Here is a 20242-nt window from a genome sequence, read left to right as displayed (position 1 = left end):
AAAACACGCTCACGCCGGTTCTTCACATCAAGGGAAAAAACCATGAGCGTTAGTCATCTTCGTCATGCGGTCGCGGGGGCCGCGCTTCTCGCCTTCACCGGTTTTGCGGCGCTGTCGGTGACGCCGGCCCTTGCGGCCGACACGGAACTGAATGTGTATAACTGGTCGGACTACATCGCGAAGGACACCATTCCGAACTTCGAGAAGCAGGACGGCATCAAGGTCAAATACGACAACTACGATAGCGACGACACCTTGCAGGCCAAACTGCTCGCCGGCAGCTCGGGTTACGACATCGTGGTGCCGACTTCGAACTACATGGCCAAGCAGATTCAGGCCGGCGTGTATCAGAAGCTCGACAAATCGAAGCTGCCGAACCTCGCGAACCTCGACCCCGTGCTGATGAAGATGATTGCCGATGCGGACCCGGGCAACCAGTACGGTGTGCCCTGGGCATACGGTACGGACGGCATCGGTTACAACGTGCAGGCCGTGCAGAAAGCGCTCGGCGCCAATGCGCCGGTGGATAGCTGGGCACTCGTTTTCGACCCGGCCAATATCTCCAAGCTGAAAGGCTGTGGCGTGTCGATCCTCGATCAGGCAGTCGATGTGTTTGCCGCCACGCTGCAATACATGCACAAGGATCCGAATAGCACGAGCCCCGCCGATTATCAGGCCGCATTCGAAGTGCTGAAAAAGATCCGCCCGTATATCACCCAATTCAATTCGTCCGGCTATATCAACGACCTCGCCAATAACGACGTGTGCGTCGCATTGGGCTGGTCGGGCGACGTCGGCATTGCCAGCCGCCGCACCGAAGAAGCCAAGCGTTCCTACCAGATCAAGTTCTCGAACGTGAAGGAAGGCGGCTTGTTGTGGTTCGACGTGATGGTGATCCCGAAAGACGCACCGCATCCTGAAGCCGCGTTGAAATGGATCAACTACATCTCGGACCCGAAGGTCAACGCCGCGATCACCAACGAAGTGTTCTACCCGACCGCGAACAAGGCCGCGCGCCAGTTCGTGACGCCTGCTGTCGCACAGGACAAGACCGTTTATCCGGGCGATGAAGTGTTGAGCAAAATGACGCTCATGAAGCCGATGCCGACCGACATTCTCCGCCTTGAAAACCGTCTTTGGGCGCAGCTTAAAACCGGTCATTAACCTGGCCACATTAATTAATCGATCCCGCGCTCAGGGATCGCTCGAACCCTGAGCGCATGAATAGCCGTAACGGTAGTCAGCCTGCGCGTTTGTTTTAGCAGTCCCACCCGCGCGCAGTCCCATGTTTTCCGATCGCAGCGCACGTTGCGAGACGCTTCCCGCGCCTCGTATGGAGACACTTGCGCCCGCGATCCGCAAGGAATGGTTACATCATGAACTCGACGACCTCAAAAAGCGCAGCCGGCGCCACCCAGATGGCCCGCCCCGCAGTGACGACAAAATCGAAATCGGACGAATTCGTTCGCATTGAAAATGTCGTGAAGAAATTCGGCGACAGCACCGCTGTCGACAACGTCAACCTGAGCATCGCCAAGAACGAGTTGTTCGCGCTGCTCGGCAGCTCAGGCTGCGGCAAGTCCACGCTCCTGCGCATGCTCGCGGGGCTCGAGACGGTGACCTCCGGGCGTATTTTCGTCGACGGCGAAGATCTCGCCGCGATGCCGCCGTACAAGCGGCCGGTCAACATGATGTTCCAGTCATATGCGTTGTTTCCGCACATGAGCGTGGAGGCGAACATCGCCTTCGGCCTGAAGCAGGAAGGCACGCCGAAGAACGAGATCAAGGAACGCGTCGCCGATGCGCTCAATCTCGTGCAAATGAGCAAATACGCGCAGCGCAAGCCCCATCAACTGTCAGGCGGTCAGCAGCAGCGTGTGGCGCTCGCGCGTTCGCTCGTGAAGCGCCCCAAGCTGCTGCTGCTCGACGAGCCGATGTCGGCGCTCGATAAAAAGATCCGCCAGAAGACCCAGCTCGAACTCGTGAACATCATCGAGAAGGTCGATGTGACCTGCGTGATGGTCACGCACGATCAGGAAGAGGCGATGACGATGGCCGGCCGCCTCGCCGTGATGAGCGAGGGGCGCATCGTGCAGATCGGTTCGCCGAGCCAGGTGTACGAGTTTCCGAATAGCCGCTTCTCCGCAGAGTTCATCGGTTCGACCAATCTGTTCGAAGGCACGGTGGTCGCGGACGAACCGGACCATATTTTCGTGGAAAGCGAAGAGCTCGAATCGCGCATTTACGTGAGCCACGGTATTACCGGGCCGCTCGGTATGCCGGTAGGGATCTCGGTGCGTCCGGAGCGCATCAAGGTGTCGCTCGACAAGCCGACCACGCCGCACAACTGGGCGCGCGGCGTAGTCTCGGATGTGGCGTACATGGGCAGCTATTCGCTCTATCACGTGCGTCTGCCGAGCGGCAAGACCGTCGTGTCGAATCTCTCCAGCTCGCATCTGATGGCCGAAGGTGCGCCCTCCTATAACGACGACGTGTTCGTCTACTGGTCGCCGGCTAGCGGCGTGGTGCTGACGCAATGAGCAATCCCACTACCTCCTCCCCAGCGGCGCTCGGCGCGCCGTCCGGCAACCGCCTGCTCGGCTCGCTGAAAAAACGCCTGTCGATGCTCGTGCCGTCGGGCCGCTCGACCGTGATCGGCGTGCCGTTCCTGTGGCTCACGGTGTTCTTCGCGTTGCCGTTCGTGCTGGTGCTGAAGATCAGTTTCGCCGATCTGCGTCTGGGCATTCCGCCGTACACGGATCTCGTCACGGTCAAGGACGGCATGGTGCATTTCGCCATGCAGCTCAGCCACTACGCGTTCCTGCTGCAGGACGATCTGTATGTCGCCACGTATATCAGCTCGCTGAAGATGGCCGCGGTCTCGACCTTCTTCTGTCTGCTGATCGGCTATCCGATTGCGTACTACATCGCCCGCTCGGAACCGACGAAACGCAACCTGCTGATGATGGGCGTCATGCTGCCGTTCTGGACGTCGTTCCTGATTCGCGTCTACGCATGGATAGGCATTCTGAAAGACGACGGCCTGCTCAATCACACGCTGATGGCGATCGGCATGATTCATTCGCCGTTGCGCCTCTATCACACGGATATCGGCGTCTATATCGGCATGGTCTATTCCTACCTGCCCTTCATGGTGATGCCGCTGTATGCGCACCTCGTGAAGATGGATCTGACGCTGCTCGAAGCCGCCTACGACCTCGGCTGCAAACCGTGGACCGCGTTCACGCGTATTACGTTGCCGCTGTCGAAGAACGGCATTATCGCCGGCAGTCTGCTGGTGTTTATTCCGGCGGTTGGCGAATACGTGATTCCGGAACTGCTCGGCGGCGCCGACACACTGATGATCGGCCGCGTGATGTGGGATGAATTCTTCAACGACATGGACTGGCCGATGGCATCCGCCGTCACCGTCGCAATGGTGCTACTGCTGCTCGTGCCGATGGCCGTGTTCCAGTACTACCAGGTCAAGGAACTGGAGGGCGCGAAATGATCAAGCCTAATAAGACGCTTTCCAATAGCGTGCTGACGTTCGGATTTCTGTTTCTCTACATTCCGATCATCAGCCTGATTGTGTATTCGTTCAACGAGTCGAAGCTCGTCACGGTGTGGTCCGGCTTCTCGCTCAAATGGTACGGCGCGCTGTTGCAAGACGGCGAACTGCTGAACGCCGCATGGCTCTCACTGAAGATCGGTCTGTTGACCGCGTGCGCCTCGGTCGTGATCGGCACATGGGCCGGTTTCGTGCTCGCGCGCTTCGGACGCTTTCGCGGCTTTACGCTGTTCGCCGGCATGATCAACGCGCCGCTTGTGATTCCTGAAGTGATTCAGGGCATCTCGCTGCTTCTGCTGTTCGTCGCGCTCGAACAGATGCTCGGCTGGCCGAAGGGCCGCGGTCTCTTCACGATCTGGATCGGCCACGTGATGCTGTGCGTCTCGTACGTGGCGATCATCGTGCAATCGCGTGTGAAAGAGCTCAACAAGTCGCTCGAAGAAGCCGCGCTCGATCTCGGCGCCACGCCGTTCAAGGTGTTCTTTCTGATCACACTGCCGCTGATCTCGCAGGCGCTGATGTCGGGCTGGCTGCTGTCGTTTACGCTGTCTTTCGACGACCTCGTGCTCTCCGCATTCCTGTCCGGCCCCGGCTCGACCACGCTGCCGCTCGTCGTGTTCTCGCGGGTGCGGCTCGGTCTGAATCCGGAAATGAACGCGCTCGCCACGATCTTTATTACGACCGTGACGATCGGTGTGATCGCCGTGAACCGCTGGATGCAATTGCGCGAACGCAAACGCAATCGCGACATGCAGATGGCTTTCGCACTCGCCGAAGCCGCCGACCCTTTGCCCGCCGCACCACAACAAGCCGCCGTACGAAAGTCGCTCGATACGGCACGCGCATAAGAAGTCCTTTCGCAATACGACCAATAAGGAGAATTTGAATGAGAAAGAAGCTCATCTGTCTGTTGGTGGCGGGGAGTCTGCCTGGCATGGCCATGGCGGATGCCACCAGCGACCAGATCAAGGCGCTCCAGGCCCAACTCAATGCACTGCAAAAGGAGGTGAAGCAGTTGCGGGCGGAAGTCGCCACCAAGCCGAAGGCAGCCACCGCGGCGACGGCGGCGACAGCGGCCCCTGCCCCGGCGATAGTGGCCGCGCCGGTGGACGTCTCGTCGCCTGATTACGGCAAGGCTCGGGCGACGCTGACCAACGACGACGTGACGGCGATGAAGCAACAGATCGCCAATCAGCAGTTGAAGGTCGATTCGCTCGAGGACGCGGCGCAGACCGGGCCGATCGCCGGTTTGTCGGTGACGGGTTATATCGACCCGACCTACCTGTATAACCGTGCACAGAGCAGCTCGTCGTTCCTGTTCGCGAACCACGAAAGCAGCTACAACTACTTCAACAGCACATTCGGCGATCTGTACCTCGACATCAAGAAGACCTTCGGTGTCGGCCCGATGGCGCCGTCGGCTGAAATCACGTTGATGCCGAACCGCGGCAACGGCATTACGCTGCTGCAGAACTCGCACGGCGATATCGGCAACAACATCCTGAACACGGCCGTGGTAAATGTGCCGTTGACGGCGACCACGACACTCGTGGCCGGTTTGATTCCCAGCTTCGGCGGCTACGAAGTGCAGCAGTCGAATCAGATGCTCACGCTCACGCACAACCTGCTGTACGACTTCTCGGATCCAGGCAGCTATGTCGGGATCGGCGCGAACTACACGGTTGGTAACTGGGCGTGGAAGTTCTTCGTTGGCAACGAACAGTACCGCACGTTCGGCGCGGTCACGCAGACGGGCACGAACGCGCTGGGCGATCCGATCACGACCAGCAACAAGATTCCGACGTTCACGGCTCGCACCGACTACACGTGGTCGAGCGCACTGGATCTCGGCGCGTCGATCAACATCGGCCGCCAGACCTTGCCTAGCTCGATCGACGCAAACGGCGCGGTCAGCTACGGCGTAGGCGGTCAGGCACCGAGCTCGGGCGGTACGTTCTTCTTCACAGAAGCGGACCTGACCTACACGCTCGCCGACGTGCAGTACAACGCCGAACTCGACTACGGCCAGCAGCAGAACGCCGCGTACAACGGCGGCCAGGCTCAGTGGTACGGCCTGTCGCTGCTCGCGCACCGCAAGTTCAATCTGCCGGTGGTGGGCCGCATGGGCGCGACGGTGCGTTACGACTTGCTGGTCGACAGCAAGAACGGCGGCGGCGGCGGTGGCATTGCGTTGAACGGCAACGGCATGGACACGGCCAACGGCTTCGGTATCGGCGCGGACTGTCTCGCCAATTCGCAGGCGAACGGTGGCCTCGGTTTCGAATGCAAGGGCGCGACCCGCCAGGACGTTTCGCTCGACCTGCTGTTCTATCCGACCCAGCAGATCACGGTCAAGGTGGAATACCGCCACGACTGGGCCAACAAGCAGGTGTTCCTGAAGAACGACGGTTCGTATGGCAAGTCCAACGACCTGCTCGCGACCCAGTTCATCTACTCGTTCTAATCTGTTCTGTCTGCGCGTGGCCTTGCTGTCGAAAAGGCCACGCGCACAGGCTCTTTCCGTATGCTCTGCCTATGCTCCGATTCTCGAACCAGCCTCACGTCGCCTCGTATTACGCCGCCACCGCCAACGACAGCACCCGCCATCCCACGCTCGACGAAACGATCAGCGTCGACGTGTGCGTGATCGGCGCGGGACTGACCGGCATTTCCACGGCACTCAATCTTGCTGAACGCGGCCATTCGGTCGCGGTGCTCGAAGCATCGAAAGTCGGCTGGGCGGCGAGCGGCCGCAACGGCGGCCAGTTGATCGGCGGCTTCGCGTGCGATATCGATACGTTCGCGAAGTACCTGCCCGCGGACGACGTGAAGCGTGTTTGGGACATGGGGATCGAAACCCTCGACATCGTCAAGGAACGCGTCGCGAAGCACCAGATCGATTGCGATCTGACCATCGGCTATCTGACCGCGGCGAATAAGCCGCGCGATACCGACGCGCTGCAAAAATGGCGTGACGAAGCGCAGCGGCGCTTCGGCTACGACCGCTTCAGTTACGTCGATGCCGACGGCGTCGGCAACTATGTTCAATCGCAGCGCTACCTGGGCGGCCTGTTCGACGCCGACAGCGGCCATCTGCATCCGTTGAATTACACGCTGGGCCTGTCGCGCGCGGCGCGCGAAGCGGGCGTGCAAATTTTCGAGGACAGTTGCGTCACGGCCTTGCGTGAAGAAAACGGCCGACATGTGGCTGAAACGGCACGCGGGCGGGTGCAGGCACGCTTCGTCGTGCTCGCCTGCAATACTTATCTCGGTCAGCTCGCGCCGGACGTGGCGAACAAGATCATGCCGGTCGGCACCTACGTGATCGCCACCGAGCCGCTCGACCCCGATCGCGCCGAAGCGCTGATGCCTGCAAAAGCCGCCGTGTGCGATAGCCGTTTCGTTTTGGATTACTTCCGCCCCGCGCCCGATAACCGCTTGCTGTGGGGCGGCAAAGTGAGCTATTCGACGTTCGCGCCGCGCAAGCTCGGCGAAGCGATGCGCCGCGATATGCTGAAAACTTTCCCACAACTCGACGACGTCAAAATCGACTATGCGTGGGGCGGTTTCGTCGACATCACCATGAACCGCGCGCCGCATTTCGGCCGGCTCTCGCCGACCGTCTATTTCGCGCAAGGGTTCTCGGGGCACGGTGTGAATACCACCGGTCTCGCGGGCAAACTGATCGCCGAGGCGATCGACGGCCAGGCGTCGCGCTTCGATCTGTTCGGCAAGATTCGTCACCGCGACTTCCCGGGCGGCGCTACACTGCGCACCCCTGCCCTCGTACTCGCAATGGCCTGGTATCGAATGAAGGACCTGCTTTGATGAATGCTCCGACTCCCGGCTTCAACACGCTTAATACGCTCGACCGCCGCGCCGATGCGCTGATCGCCAACTCCTACTATGAAGCGAGCGCGACCCGTCCGCTCGCCGACGATCCCGCGCTCGACGGCACGCTCGAAGCCGACGTATGCGTGATCGGCGCGGGCTTCTCCGGTTTGTCGGTGGCGCTGGAATGCCGGGCGCGCGGCTTGTCGGTGGTCGTGCTCGATGCGCATCGTCCAGGCTGGGGCGCGTCGGGCCGCAACGGCGGGCAGACGCTGGTGGGTTTCGCGAAAGACGAGATCATGGAACGCCAGCTCGGTCTCGACGGCGCGCGGGCCGCATGGGCGATGTCGGTGGAAGGTGTTTCGTTAGTGCGCGAGCGTATCGAACGCTACGGCATCGATTGCGATTTCACGTCCGGCTATCTGACCGTCGCCACCAAACCAAAACGCGTGCCCGATTTGCGTTCGTGGATGGAGTCGGCTTCCCAACGCTGGGGCTATTCGAAACTCTCGTGGCTCGATACCGACGAGGTCCGTTCGCGCGTCGCTTCGAAACGCTATCTGGCCGGCGTCTACGATCCGTTTTCCGGCCATCTGCATCCGCTCAAATACTGTCTCGGTCTCGCCGATGCGGCTCGCCGCGAAGGCGCGCAGTTGTTCGCGCATTCGCCGGTGATCGAGGTCGTGCGCGGTGCGCGGCCTGTCGTGCGTACCGCTCGTGGCGAAGTGCGCTGCCGTTTTGTCGCGGCGTGCGGCAATGCCACGATCGGCGGCGTGCTGCCCGCGCCGGTGGCCGCGCGTATCGCGCCCATCGCGTCGTATATCGTCGCCACGGAGCCACTCGGCAAGGAGCGCGCGGATGCGCTGATCAAGGGGCGCGAGGCGATTTGCGACAACAACTTCTTCCTCGACTATTTCCGGTTGTCGGCGGACCATCGCGTGCTGTTCGGCGGGCGGGCAAGCTCGACCGGTGCTTCACCGGTGCAGCTCGGCGAAGAGATTCGCCAGCGCATGATCGGCGTGTTCCCGCAACTCGGCGACGTGAAAATCGACTATGCGTGGGGCGGTTTTGTCGACGTGACGCGCAATCGCGCGCCCGATTTTGGATCGATCGATCCGAATTACTTCTACGTGCAGGGGTTTTCCGGGCACGGTGTCGCGTTGACCGGTATTGCCGGGCGCGTGGTGGCTCAAGCCATGGCCGGCGAGACGAAAGCCTTCGATCTGTTCGCGCAGTTGCGGCATGCGCGCTTTCCAGGCGGCCCCGCTTTGCGCGGGCCGGCGCTGGAACTCGGGATGATGTATCACCGGATACTGGAGTTGTTCTAGGCGTCGCCGGTACGCCGCGCGGCTTTTACATTGCCGCGGCAACCCCGGCGAAACCCATCCTCAATATCACGCCGGCAGTGCTGCTGTAACGTCGGACCACGGCACGGCGCAATCCGGTCGCAAATGCCGGCTGCTTTACTATTGGTGGCCCTCAACAGCATACTGTCATACTTATTCGTATGCCGCTTTTGAGGAGGCGCCGATGACTACTCAACTCACTCGCGAATTCGCATCAAAATTCGCCAACCTGGCGCTTGCCCATCTCACGCGCGAATACCCGAACAAGCTGACGCATTCGCTCGCCGGGCCGCAAGACGTGCAAGGCCCACGTGCGCTGCATCCGATTTTTTACGGCAGCTACGACTGGCATTCGTGCGTGCACGGCTACTGGTTGATTCTGCATCTACTCGATCGTTTTCCCGATCTGCCGGAAGCGGCGCGCATCGTCGCGGTGGTCGACGAGCATTTCACCGCGGCTAACGTGGCCGGTGAAGTTGCGTATCTCGAACTGCCGCACAACCTTGGTTTCGAGCGTCCGTACGGCTGGGCCTGGCTGCTCGCACTGAGCGGGCAACTCAGTTCGCTGAAGCTCTCGGAAGCCGCGCGCTGGTCGAAAACCTTTGCGCCGCTTACCGAACTGTTTGTCGAGCGCTTCGAAGACTTTCTGCCGAAGGCCACCTACCCGCTGCGCGTGGGCACGCACTTCAATATGGCCTTCGCATTGGCGCTGACGCTGGATTTCGCGCGGCAAACATCGCGTGATTCGCTGGAAGCGCTCGTCGTGAATACCGCGGAACGCTGGTTTGTGAACGACGTCGCGTGTCAGGCATGGGAGCCTGCCGGCGACGAATTCCTCTCGCCTTCTCTCATGGAAGCCGAGCTCATGCGCCGCATATTGCCGCCTGCCCAGTTCGTCGACTGGTTCGGCCGCTTTCTGCCGGATCTCGGTGCGAAAAAGCCCGCTACGCTGTTCGAGCCCGTCACCGTAACGGATCGCACCGACGGCAAGATCGCGCATTTGGACGGCCTGAATCTCAGCCGCGCATGGTGCCAACGTTCGCTGGCGCGCGCCCTGCCCGCAGGCGATATTCGCCGAACCGTTCTGTTCGATGCGGCCGAGCGGCATCTGCAAACCGCACTGCCGCACGTGGCCGGCGACTATATGGGCGAGCACTGGCTCGGCACATTCGCCACGCTTGCATTGGAAGCTTGAATAAAGGCCTGATTCGAGACTTCGAATCGAACTCGACCGGCGGCATGGTCAACTGAAAATACGAAAGCGGCGCCGCATTCGCGAAACGGTTTCTCCCACTAACCAATTCACGCTGCGAGCGCCGCTTTTCAATTGTTGCTTCAGTACAGAGCCGCTTCTCGCGGCTCAGCCGGCGACGACGCGCCGGCTTCCTGCATTTACTGCCCCGTCAGCTTTTTAGGCTTCGGCGGCGCCTGAACCTTGTTGTACTGGAACTCGGGCGTTGCCTTCAGTGCGTCTTTGGTGGCGCCCGCCAGATAGAAATTCCCCTGGCGGATGTCCAGCGCTGCGATGGGCACCGCCACGTCGTGCGACGCCACGCCCAGGAAACCGCCTGCGGAGACAATGGCTGCGGACAGCGAACCGTCCGGTGCGATCACCAGATCGCGGACCGTGCCGATTTTCGCGTTCTGGTCGTTATAGACCGATTTACCGAGAATGCTCTTCTTCACACTCCAGCCGCTCAGCAACGCATTCGACTGCTCGACCGTGACGCTCAGCGGTTGAGTGCCGGCGACTTGCGCCTGTGCACCAAGGCTGGTTGCAGCTACCGCGACGACAACAACAAGTTTGCCCAAAGTCATATCGCTTACTCCGTTCTTAGTAGACTTGACCGGCGCATGGCCTGCGCCGAATGGAATCGCTGCACCACGATCATACAGACTGCGCGGCGCGGTTGCATCCAGCGTGCCGGAAGGTCGCATGCGCACATCTCGACAAGTCCACGCCGCAACGCTCGGGGATGACGTCACGGCCCGCAGCGCATGGCGGTAAAATCGCGCAAGGCGATCACGCCAGTTTTAGAGGTGGCAGTTTGACTGAGCTTGAACAGGGTTTCATCTTGACCCGACATTGGCGGGACACGCCCGCCGGCACCGAAGTCGATTTCTGGCTGGCCACGAACGGCGGGCCCCGGCACGTGCGCTTACGCCCTCAGCCTTCGGTGGCGTTCATTCCCGCCGAACATCGCGAGCGCGCTGAAACGATACTGCGCCGCGAAGCGCCGCTCGACCTGCGAGCACTCGATCTGTGCGATTTTCAGCATCGGCCGGTGATGGGACTTTACTGCCCGCAGTACCGGCAATTGACGGGCTTCGAGAAACGCCTGAAACAAGGCGGCGTCGACGTCTACGAAGCCGATATCTTTCCGCCCGAGCGCTACATGATGGAGCGTTTTATCACGGCGCCGGTCTGGTTCAGCGGCGACGCGCAGAGCAACGCAAAGAGCGGCCCGCTCGTGAACAGCGAACTCAAGCCGGCCGCCGGCTATCGTCCGCCCTTGAAGCTGGTGTCGCTCGATATCGAAACCAGCGCTCACGCCGAGTTGTATTCGATCGCGCTGGAAGGTTGCGGACAGCGTCAAGTGTATATGCTGGGGCCGCCGAACGGCGACGCGAGCACGCTCGACTTCGACCTCGAATACTGCGAAACCCGCGCACAGTTGCTGGAAAAACTGAACGCCTGGCTCGAGCGGCACGATCCCGATGCGATCATCGGCTGGAATCTGGTGCAGTTCGATCTGCGTGTGCTGCAGCAGCACGCCGAACAATATCGCGTGCCGCTGCGGCTCGGTCGTGGCGGCGCCGTGATGGAATGGCGCGAGCACGGGCTCAAGCAGAACCACTTCTTCGCCGGCGCTGCGGGGCGGTTGATTATCGACGGCATCGAGGCGCTGCGCTCGGCGACCTGGAGTTTCCCTTCGTTCAGTCTCGAACATGTCTCGCGCACGGTGCTGGGCGAAGGCAAGGCGATCGACAATCCGTATCAGCGCATGGACGAAATCCAGCGCCGCTTCGACGAGGACAAGCCCGCGCTCGCGCGCTACAACCTCAAAGACTGCGAGCTGGTCACGCGCATCTTCGCTAAAACGGAGTTGCTGCCGTTCCTGCTAGAACGCGCGAGCGTGACCGGTTTGCCGGCGGATCGCAGCGGCGGATCGGTGGCGGCGTTCACGCATCTGTATATGCCGCGCATGCATCGGCAAGGCTATGTCGCGCCGAACCTCGGCGATGTGGCCGGGGCCGCGAGCCCCGGCGGTTTCGTGATGGATTCGCGCCCCGGTCTCTATGATTCCGTGTTGGTACTGGATTACAAGAGCCTGTATCCGTCCATCATCAGAACCTTTCTGATCGATCCTGTCGGTCTTGTCGAAGGCATGCTGAATCCCGCCGACGACCAATCGGTTCCGGGCTTTCTCGGTGCACGCTTTTCACGCACGCGCCATTGTTTGCCGTCGATCGTCGGGCAAGTGTGGCAAGGCCGCGAAACGGCCAAACGCGAGAACAACAAGCCGCTTTCGCAGGCATTGAAGATCATCATGAACGCCTTCTACGGCGTATTGGGATCGACCGGTTGCCGCTTCTTCGATCCGCGTCTCGCCTCGTCGATCACCATGCGCGGCCACGAAATCATGCATGCCACGCGTGAACTGATTCAGGGCGAAGGCTATGAAGTCATCTACGGCGACACGGATTCGACCTTCGTGTGGCTGAAACACGCGCACAGCGAGGACGACGCGAGCCGCATCGGCCGCGCGCTGGTCGAGCATATCAACGCGTGGTGGCGGCAGAATCTGCAGGAAAGGTTCGGGCTCGACAGCGCGCTCGAACTGCAATTCGAGCGGCACTATCGGCGCTTCTTCATGCCGACGATTCGCGGCGCAGAAGAAGGCAGCAAGAAACGCTACGCGGGCCTCACCGTTTTGCCGGACGGCAGCGAAGACATCGTCTATAAGGGACTCGAAACGGTACGCACAGATTGGACGCCGCTCGCGCAGCAGTTTCAGCAGGAGCTGTATCGGCGCATCTTCACGCAGCAACCGTATCAGGATTACGTGCGCGATTATGTGCGCGACACGCTCGACGGCAAGCTCGACGATCAGCTCGTATATCGCAAGCGGCTGCGCCGGCCGCTCGAAGAATACGAGCGCAACGTGCCGCCGCATGTGCGCGCGGCGCGTGTGGCGGACGAATTCAACCGGCGGCAAGGGCGCCCGCTGCAATACCAGAACGGCGGCTGGATCAGCTATGTAATGACAGTGGCCGGACCCGAGCCGCTGGAAACGCTGCGTTCGGCAATCGACTATGAACACTACCTGACGCGTCAATTGCAGCCCGTGGCCGACGCGATCCTGCCGCTCCTGCGCGACGATTTCACGACCTTGATGTCAGGGCAGAAGCAGTTGTTCTGACGCAGTGCTAGCATCGGGCGTACCAATGACGCACAGCAAGGGCCATGCATGAACGAGTCGAATCCGATCGCGGCAGGCGAACCGAAAGATCAGCCGCAAAGCGCCGCGAACCGCGTGTTTTCAGACGGTGCGCTCAGTCTCGGACTCACCCTGCCGATGCTGCGCGCCGGCACCATCGTGGCCGATTTCGACGAGCAGCTGGCGCTCGCGCGTCTCGCCGACGAACGCGGCTTTCGCGCACTCTGGATCCGCGACGTGCCGCTGAACAGCGCGGACTACCCGGACCCTGTCGGCCATCTCGACCCGTGGGTGTTGCTCGGTGCGCTCGCCGCGAATACGCGGCGTATCGCGCTCGTGAGCGGCGCCATCGTGCTGACGCTGCGACATCCGCTGCATATCGCCAAGGCGGCGCTGTCCGTCGATACGCTCAGCCACGGACGCTTCATTCTGGGTCTGGGTTCAGGCGATCGTCCGCCGGAATATGCCGCATTTGGGCGCGATTCCGATGAGCGGCGCGAGCTGTATCGCCGTCACTGGGAGACGGTTGCCGCCGCGCTCGGCGAGCCGTCGCGCGTGATTCCCGATCGCGCGCCTGAAGGTGCGCCGACCTTTCAGCTGTTGCCCGCGCATTCGCGCGTGGTGCCACTGCTTGCTGTAGGTTCGGGAGGTCGGAGCGTCGACTGGATCGCGCGCCATTCGCTCGGATGGATGACGTACCATCGCGAGCCCGACGCTCAGCGCGCCCGTTACAGCATGTGGCGCGCCGCCGTCGAACGCGTGGCGCCCGCAGCGTTTCGTGCGTTCGGCGTTGCGATGCGGCTCGAACTCAGCAGCGATCCGCATGAGCCGGCTCAGGCCGTCTCACTCGGCTACCGGACCGGCCGGCTTGCGTTGATCGACATACTCGAAGCGCTGCGCGCGGACGGGACACACCATGTGACGTTCAATCTGGCGTCGGAGCGTCCCGTCGCTGAGATCGTCAACGAACTCGCCGATGAAGTGTTGCCGCAGTTTCATCAGGAGACGTAGAAACGCGTTGAGCACCTGCTGCGACTCACGGCGTGGACGGCTGGTCCGTGTCGTACAAGCGGTCCGGGATGAACAACGCGGTCACGCCGCTCAGGAAGAACACCGCGCCGACCACGAGGAAGCCCAGACCGATGGAAAACTGCGTGGCCAGAAAACCGATCACGATAGGCGCCGCCCCCGAGCAGAAGCGCCCCAGGTTATAGGAGCCGCCCACCGCAGTGCCGCGGATGGAAGTGGCGAAACTCTCGGACATGAACGTGCCGATCGTGCCCAGCGGTACGCCGTACAGAAACCCGAAGAAAAGCATGAGAACGGCAATGTTCTCCCGCGTGTGCCAGAAGATGATCACCGGCAGAAAGAGCGCGGCGCCCACGCAGCCGAGCACATACACGCCGCGCCGGCTCCAGCGGTCGCCCAACCAGCCGGCGAAGATCTTGCCGATGAACGCGACTACATAAGTCCCGATCATGTACCCGGTCAGCGCGCTGAACTTGATATGCAGCTCTTTTTCGAGGTACGTCGGCAGCCAGTTATTCAAGCCGTAGAAGCCGGAAAGAATGAACACAGAGGCCAGCGTCCACAGGATGAACAGGGTACGCGTCTGCCGATTGCTGAAAATCACGTGATAGCGGCTGTCGCGCCAGCGGCGCTGGCTCGTGCGCTCGATCGCCTGACTCGCCCGCCAGCTAGCCGGCTCGGGCACCGCGAACTTGATCGCCAACGCAAACACCACCGGTATCGCCGACACGTAGTACAGCGTGCGCCAGCCGTAGTGCGGCAAAATCCAGCTGCTCAGCGCAATGACCACGATATAGCCGGCCGAAATGCCGGTCTGCAATGCCCCCAGAATCAGCGAGCGCCGTTCCGTGGGCACGTATTCGGCAACCAGCGTCGTGACAAGCACCATGGAGCCGATGCCCAACGAACCGATGAAGCGGACAATCGCGAATTCCACGAAGCTGTGCGTGAGTCCAAGCAGCCCCGCGCCGAGCGAAAAGAGCGCCAACGCCCAGACCACCACCCTCACCCGCCCGATGCGATCGCTCGCCCAGCCGCCGAGAATCCCGCCGACTGCCATGCCGAGCAACGTCAGGCTGCCCAACGCGCCGGCCTGGACATTGCTCAGCCCGAAGTCGTCCTTGATGCGCGTCAGCGTGAGGCCGTACATCATGACGTCCGCGCCATCGGCCATGAGCGCAAGATAACCGAGGATGAAAACAAGCAGCCAGCGGCCTTGCGACACGGAAGTCTCGCTAACCGGCGACACTGTCGCAACACGTTGGGTAGTGGTCATGTCAGAGCGGAGTCAAACTGCCGGTGAATAGCGTATGGCGCGAAATGAGAGCGGGAGCCAGGAAGGAACCGATCAGTAATCCCAACTCTTCATGTCTCTTTGTGTACCACCGCTCCTGATGCGTCAGGTTCATGGTGCCGATGCACACGCCGTCGTACGCGATCGGAATGTTCAGTATCGAGCCGAGGCCCATGCCGGTCATCACGGTGTGATCGTCGAACGCTTCGCGAATGCCCTGTGCGGTTTCCGCGCGAAAGGGCTCGAGGTCGAGCAGGATCTGTTTGGCCCACGGCGTGCCGTGCTTTTTCTTGCGCCCGCCAATTGGATAAACGTCGGGCATGTTCGTATAGACGCGCTCCACCTCCTGGTTCTGCGCATCGTAGGACATGATCGTGAAGAGGCTGAAGCCGATTGCGCTTGCCGCCACTTCGTGAACCGCACGGAAAATCGCCACTGGCTGACCCGTGAGCCGCATGGCCTTCGCGAGCTGTTCAAGGTTCGACATGTCCAGCGCTTGCGGGGTGGGCGGCGCAGTTTCGATCCGGATGCCTTGCATGGTCTGTGTGGGAAAGTTGGCAAATCACGGCATTCAGCCGTGTATTTCGGTGGAACTGAGCGGGCCTCGAACATCTTGCGTGCGACCGAATTCCTCGGCCTCGATGTCTTCGAGCGAGCGGTTGCGAGTCTCGATACCCAGGAAGAAAACCACGCAGGCCCCGATGAGCAGAACCGTCGTAGTCATCGCGAACACGCCCAGGAAGCCGAGCACGGGATAGACGAGGCCGACCAGAATGGGCGCGCTCACGGAGCCGATGCGGCCAAACGATGACGACGAGCCCGTGCCGGTCGTGCGCACCGCGGTCGGGAATACTTCCGGGGTGTACGCATACACGCCCGCGAACGCACCGTTCATGAAGAACGACAGGCAGATGCCCGCAACCATGATGCCGATGCCCGTGTGAGAGAACGCAAGCGCGATCGCCGCGATGCCGCCCAGCAACATGTACGACGCGACCACCGCCTTGCGCCCGATCCGTTCATTGAGCCACGCGGCCGAGAAATACCCCGGAATCTGCGCGCCGTAGATCGCGATGGAATAGCCGAAACTCTTCGTCATGGTGAGCCCTTCTTTGAGAAGCAGGCTCGGAATCCAGGAGAAGAACGAGTAATACGCGAACGCGACCGAGAACCACATCAGCCAGCTGACCGCCGTGGTGCGTGCGAGTCGCGGCGACCACAACGTCAGCACGTTCTGCAACGCGCTGCCGCTGGCACGTGCCGACGCAGGAAGCACGCCGACGGAGCCGACCGGTGGAAGATGAATGCCTCGGCCGGCAAACCATGACTCGATCGTGCTGACGATCCGGTTCGCTTCATCCGTGCGGCCCTGGCTCTCGAGCCATCGCGGCGACTCAGGCAGCGTTCTGCGCCACCAGAGCAGCATGAAGACGGGCAACGACGTCACCACGGCCAGGTAGCGCCAGCCATCGGCATAGTTTCGCACCACGACGAAGCCGAGGATGGATGAACTCAGATAGCCGAACGACATGAAGCCGACCAGCGCGCCGCAAAACATCCCTCTGTAGCGACGCGGCACGAATTCCGCGAGGAATGGCGCGATCACCACCGTCTCCGCGCCGGAACCAAATCCCGCGACGATGCGCAGCGCGAAGAACGTGTGCCAGTCTGTCACGGCCGCACTCGCGAGCGACGCGACACAGTAGATGGCCAGCGCCGTCATCATGATGCGCCGACGGCCGATCAGATCGGCGAATACGCCCGACAGGAAGGCGCCGAAGAAGTACCCGATATAGGTGCTGCTCGCGACGAGCCCTGTTTCGGCGCTGCTCAGGTGCCATAGCTTGCTCACGACCGGCAGCAAAAACGCGAGCGACGATGAATCGAGTCCATCGAACAGATACCCCAAGCCACCGATGAGCAGGAGTTTGCGGTGAAAGCCCGATAACGGAAGTCTTTCAAGACGAGCGGCTACGGCAGACACGGTAACTTTCTCCCTGAAGGAATGGACACGATTTCCGCCATGCCGAGGTTATCGCCCGACCGCGTAGGCCTGCATCTGGCGAGGCGTCGCCGCACCGCGCATCAGACCGTTTCTGATTCCGACCGCGCAGACGCGCCCGAGCGACCAGGGTTCGGCCACCGTCAGGTCGTGGCCGCGCGCGCGCAATTCGGCAAGCGTGCTTTCCGGAAAACGGGATTCGGCGGACATCTTGCCGAGATGCATCGCGCGTGGGTAGAACGAACCCGGAAAATGCGCGGTCTGGAACGACGGCGAATCCGCGGCTGCCTGAAAATTCATGCCGGCGTGCACGTGTTTGAGGAATAGCTGAAGCGACCATTGATCCTGCTGATCGCCGCCGGGCGTGCCGAATGCGGCATACGGTTTCCCTGCGCGGGTGACTAGCGTTGGCGAAAGCGTCGTGCGCGGACGGCGACCCGGTCCGAGCGACGAAGGCAAGCCCTCCTCCATCCAGAACATCTGCGCGCGCGTGGTCACGTTGAAGCCGAGGCCCGGCACCGCCGGCGACGCCTGCAGCCAGCCGCCCGAAGGCGTGGCCGACACCATATTGCCCCAGCGGTCGACGACATCGAGATGAACCGTATCGCCTCGCAGTTCGGGCAACGGAGCGAAGGTCGGTTCGCCCTGGCCGAAGCCGCCGGACTGTTCCTTGCCGGCCAACACCATGATGCGCGCGGCACGGCGCTCGCTGTCGCCGAGCATGCCGGGACGGAATTCGAGCGACGCCCGGCGCGGGTCGATCAGCCGACGACGTTCGTCGTTATAGGCATCGCTCAGCAGCATATCCATGGGTACGTGCGCAAACGCAGGGTCGCCGTAGAACACCTCGCGGTCGGCGAACGCGAGCTTCGAGCATTCGATGATCGTATGCACGAAATCCGGTCCCATCGGGTCCATGGCCGTGAGATCGAAGCCCTTGAGCAGCGCGAGCTGCTGCAGGAACATCGGCCCCTGCCCCCACGGGCCGGTCTTGTGGACACGGAGGTCGCCATAGTCGTACGAAACGGGGTCTTCATAGGACGGTTCCCAGCGAGCGAGGTCGCCGGCGTCGAGCAGGCCGCGATTGCGCTGACCCGAGGTGTCGAGAACGGCCGTCGAACCAAAATACTGGTCGATGGCGTCAGCCACGAAGCCGCGATAAAAAACCTCGCGGGCGCGTTCGCACTGTTCGCTGCGGTCACGCCGGGTCTTCGCTTCTCGCAGAATGCGCTTATACGTGTTCGCAATGGCGGGGTTGGCGAAGAGCTGGTTCGGCATCGGTGCGTCGCCGTCGCGCAGCCATTGCTCGGCCGAAGTCGTCCATTCGGTCCGGAAGAAATCCTTGATGGCAAGGATCGATGACGTCATGCGCGGCAGCACCGGGTAGCCGTTTTCCGCATAACCGATCGCGTAGCTCAGCACGTCCTCGAGCGGCAACTGGCCGTAATCGCGCAGCAAGGCCATCCACCCGCCGAACGCACCGGGCACGACGGCAGGCAGCAGTCCGGTACCCGGCACGACTTCCAGCCCTAGCTTGCGCATGCGCTCGATGGTCATGCTCGCGGGCGTCACGCCCTGCCCGCACAGCACGCGCACGCGGTCTTCGCGCGCGCTGTAGAAGACGGCCGGCAGTTCGCCGCCCGGACCGTTCAGATGCGGCTCGACGATCTGCAGAACAAAACCGGCGGCGGCGGCGGCATCGAATGCGTTACCGCCTTTCTCGAGCACGGCCATGGCCGACGCGCTGGCCAGCCAGTGCGTGGAGGCCACCATGCCGAACGTGCCGATCAGTTCCGGGCGGGTGGTGAACGACATGCGCTGCTCCTTTGCGATCGTGGGCGACTGGCGGCTGGCGACAGGTTGTTGACGGCTGAACCAATCTCTATAGGTACAGGCTGAACAATTGACAAAGACACTGCTCAAGCCGATGAATTTCACGTGATGCTAACCCGAAATCTCCTTGCAATATACCGGGTCAAAATATTTTCGTGAAACTGCGCGCCAGACCGCGTCAATTCTGCTAGATTTGGTACCAATAAACATTGGTTCGGTTAAAAAAATGGAACAGACAGCATTGGAAGGGTTGCTCGGCTATATCGCCCGCCATCAACTCAAGGACGGCGACGCGCTGCCGCCCGAAAGAAAGCTGGCCGAAGACCTTGGCGTCAGTCGAAGGGAACTGCGCTCGGTGCTGGCTTCACTGGAGGCGTCGGGCCGGGTGTGGCGCGGTGTCGGACGCGGCACCTATCTGGGCGCGCGGCCGCTGAAGTTCGGCCCCACGCTGCGTGGACTGCGCGCGGGAACCAGCCCGGCGGACATCGCCGAAATGCGGCTGCTGTTCGAGCCTGCCCTCGCAGAACTCGCCGCGACCAAAGCGAGTCGGGACGATCTGCTGGAACTGGAAAAGTGCGCGCGTAAAAACGCTGCCGCGAAGAACGACGAAGAGTGGCAGCAATGGGATCATCGCTTTCACTTACTGATTGGCCAGGCCACCCGCAATCCCGCACTCATTGCGCTGATGGAAGTCATCAACGGCATGCGCGTCAAACCGGACGTACGTGAAAAGACGGTGGCCCAGGAGACCCGGCAGTATTTCGCCCAGCAGCATCAGGCTGTTGTCAATGCGATGAAAGCGCGTGATGGAGAGACAGCGGCCCGCTGCATGCGCGAGCATCTGCTGAGCGTTCAAGGGCGGGCATCGGGTAAGGCGAGCTGATTTTCGTGAAG

At 61.6% G+C, this 20242-nt stretch carries 16 protein-coding genes; 11 read left to right on the top strand and 5 right to left on the bottom strand.

Translation table 11 applies throughout. The annotated features are described in order from the left end of the window. The first annotated feature begins 42 nt into the window (after positions 1-42). The 8 genes from PQR54_RS11795 to PQR54_RS11760 all read left to right on the top strand — a co-directional run bounded on the left by PQR54_RS11795 (position 43) and on the right by PQR54_RS11760 (position 9943). On the top strand, positions 43-1164 hold the full coding sequence (locus PQR54_RS11795; protein ID WP_408245712.1) for a polyamine ABC transporter substrate-binding protein: 1122 nt from the start codon (positions 43-45) through the stop codon (positions 1162-1164). A 212-nt stretch (positions 1165-1376) separates the two neighbouring features. Beyond that, positions 1377-2540 carry an ABC transporter ATP-binding protein gene (locus PQR54_RS11790; protein ID WP_106301340.1) on the top strand — a complete coding sequence of 388 codons (1164 nt, stop codon included), beginning with the start codon at positions 1377-1379 and terminating at the stop codon, positions 2538-2540. After that, entirely contained in the window at positions 2537-3511 is a 975-nt protein-coding gene (locus tag PQR54_RS11785; RefSeq protein WP_408245710.1) for an ABC transporter permease subunit, read from the top strand. The genes PQR54_RS11790 and PQR54_RS11785 overlap by 4 nt, the downstream gene beginning before the upstream one ends. After that, positions 3508-4419: an ABC transporter permease subunit gene (locus PQR54_RS11780; RefSeq protein WP_106277415.1), complete on the top strand. Its 912-nt coding sequence runs from the start codon at positions 3508-3510 to the stop codon at positions 4417-4419. Before PQR54_RS11785 ends, PQR54_RS11780 begins: the two co-directional genes overlap by 4 nt. 38 nt (positions 4420-4457) lie before the next feature. Then, positions 4458-6035 (top strand): DUF3138 family protein, encoded by a 1578-nt coding sequence (locus PQR54_RS11775; RefSeq protein ID WP_408245708.1) that lies wholly within the window; start codon positions 4458-4460, stop codon positions 6033-6035. Positions 6036-6106: 71 nt separating this feature from the next. After that, positions 6107-7399 carry an NAD(P)/FAD-dependent oxidoreductase gene (locus PQR54_RS11770; RefSeq protein WP_408245706.1) on the top strand — a complete coding sequence of 431 codons (1293 nt, stop codon included), beginning with the start codon at positions 6107-6109 and terminating at the stop codon, positions 7397-7399. Next, positions 7399-8730, top strand: coding sequence for an NAD(P)/FAD-dependent oxidoreductase (locus PQR54_RS11765; protein ID WP_408245704.1), 1332 nt, complete (start codon positions 7399-7401; stop codon positions 8728-8730). The genes PQR54_RS11770 and PQR54_RS11765 overlap by 1 nt, the downstream gene beginning before the upstream one ends. A 202-nt stretch (positions 8731-8932) precedes the next feature. Next, positions 8933-9943, top strand: a complete 1011-nt coding sequence (locus tag PQR54_RS11760) for a DUF2891 domain-containing protein (RefSeq protein WP_408245702.1) — start codon at positions 8933-8935, stop codon at positions 9941-9943. Between the two features lie 197 nt (positions 9944-10140). Here the strand turns inward: PQR54_RS11760 and PQR54_RS11755 are convergent, their stop codons facing one another. After that, positions 10141-10566, bottom strand: coding sequence for a PRC-barrel domain-containing protein (locus tag PQR54_RS11755; protein WP_408217505.1), 426 nt, complete (start codon positions 10564-10566; stop codon positions 10141-10143). Positions 10567-10796: 230 nt separating this feature from the next. On the opposite strand from PQR54_RS11755, the gene PQR54_RS11750 reads away from it, so the two are divergent. After that, positions 10797-13172: a DNA polymerase II gene (locus PQR54_RS11750; protein ID WP_408245700.1), complete on the top strand. Its 2376-nt coding sequence runs from the start codon at positions 10797-10799 to the stop codon at positions 13170-13172. 48 nt (positions 13173-13220) lie between these two features. Continuing rightward, on the top strand, positions 13221-14201 hold the full coding sequence (locus PQR54_RS11745) for an LLM class oxidoreductase (RefSeq protein WP_408245698.1): 981 nt from the start codon (positions 13221-13223) through the stop codon (positions 14199-14201). Between the two features lie 25 nt (positions 14202-14226). On the opposite strand, the gene PQR54_RS11740 is transcribed toward PQR54_RS11745, so the two are convergent. Genes PQR54_RS11740 through PQR54_RS11725 form a run of 4 tightly spaced genes read right to left on the bottom strand, consistent with a single transcriptional unit; the run spans position 14227 to position 19330 of the window. After that, on the bottom strand, positions 14227-15495 hold the full coding sequence (locus PQR54_RS11740) for an MFS transporter (protein WP_408245696.1): 1269 nt from the start codon (positions 15493-15495) through the stop codon (positions 14227-14229). A gap of 1 nt (position 15496) precedes the next feature. Then, complete coding sequence (locus PQR54_RS11735) at positions 15497-16051, bottom strand: GAF domain-containing protein (RefSeq protein WP_408245694.1); 555 nt, start codon at positions 16049-16051, stop codon at positions 15497-15499. 33 nt (positions 16052-16084) lie between these two features. Continuing rightward, positions 16085-17497, bottom strand: a complete 1413-nt coding sequence (locus PQR54_RS11730) for an MFS transporter (protein ID WP_408245692.1) — start codon at positions 17495-17497, stop codon at positions 16085-16087. 48 nt (positions 17498-17545) lie between these two features. Further along, positions 17546-19330 carry a gamma-glutamyltransferase family protein gene (locus PQR54_RS11725; protein ID WP_408245690.1) on the bottom strand — a complete coding sequence of 595 codons (1785 nt, stop codon included), beginning with the start codon at positions 19328-19330 and terminating at the stop codon, positions 17546-17548. Between the two features lie 244 nt (positions 19331-19574). Between PQR54_RS11725 and PQR54_RS11720 the strand changes: the two genes are divergently transcribed. Continuing rightward, entirely contained in the window at positions 19575-20231 is a 657-nt protein-coding gene (locus PQR54_RS11720; protein ID WP_408245688.1) for a FadR/GntR family transcriptional regulator, read from the top strand. Positions 20232-20242 lie beyond the last annotated feature (11 nt).

The sequence above is a fragment of the Paraburkholderia phytofirmans genome, assembly GCF_046028095.1.
Taxonomy (GTDB): Bacteria; Pseudomonadota; Gammaproteobacteria; order Burkholderiales; family Burkholderiaceae; genus Paraburkholderia; species Paraburkholderia phytofirmans_A.
This window is presented reverse-complemented; position numbering and strand designations above follow the sequence as displayed.

Bases quoted from the DNA above. Each gene is read 5' to 3' on its own strand.
- PQR54_RS11795 (WP_408245712.1), top strand. From the start codon at position 43: ATGAGCGTTAGTCATCTTCGTCATGCGGTCGCGGGGGCCGCGCTTCTC.
- PQR54_RS11790 (WP_106301340.1), top strand. From the start codon at position 1,377: ATGAACTCGACGACCTCAAAAAGCGCAGCCGGCGCCACCCAGATGGCC.
- PQR54_RS11785 (WP_408245710.1), top strand. From the start codon at position 2,537: ATGAGCAATCCCACTACCTCCTCCCCAGCGGCGCTCGGCGCGCCGTCC.
- PQR54_RS11780 (WP_106277415.1), top strand. From the start codon at position 3,508: ATGATCAAGCCTAATAAGACGCTTTCCAATAGCGTGCTGACGTTCGGA.
- PQR54_RS11775 (WP_408245708.1), top strand. From the start codon at position 4,458: ATGAGAAAGAAGCTCATCTGTCTGTTGGTGGCGGGGAGTCTGCCTGGC.
- PQR54_RS11770 (WP_408245706.1), top strand. From the start codon at position 6,107: ATGCTCCGATTCTCGAACCAGCCTCACGTCGCCTCGTATTACGCCGCC.
- PQR54_RS11765 (WP_408245704.1), top strand. From the start codon at position 7,399: ATGAATGCTCCGACTCCCGGCTTCAACACGCTTAATACGCTCGACCGC.
- PQR54_RS11760 (WP_408245702.1), top strand. From the start codon at position 8,933: ATGACTACTCAACTCACTCGCGAATTCGCATCAAAATTCGCCAACCTG.
- PQR54_RS11755 (WP_408217505.1), bottom strand. From the start codon at position 10,566: ATGACTTTGGGCAAACTTGTTGTTGTCGTCGCGGTAGCTGCAACCAGC.
- PQR54_RS11745 (WP_408245698.1), top strand. From the start codon at position 13,221: ATGAACGAGTCGAATCCGATCGCGGCAGGCGAACCGAAAGATCAGCCG.
- PQR54_RS11740 (WP_408245696.1), bottom strand. From the start codon at position 15,495: ATGACCACTACCCAACGTGTTGCGACAGTGTCGCCGGTTAGCGAGACT.
- PQR54_RS11735 (WP_408245694.1), bottom strand. From the start codon at position 16,051: ATGCAAGGCATCCGGATCGAAACTGCGCCGCCCACCCCGCAAGCGCTG.
- PQR54_RS11725 (WP_408245690.1), bottom strand. From the start codon at position 19,330: ATGTCGTTCACCACCCGCCCGGAACTGATCGGCACGTTCGGCATGGTG.
- PQR54_RS11720 (WP_408245688.1), top strand. From the start codon at position 19,575: ATGGAACAGACAGCATTGGAAGGGTTGCTCGGCTATATCGCCCGCCAT.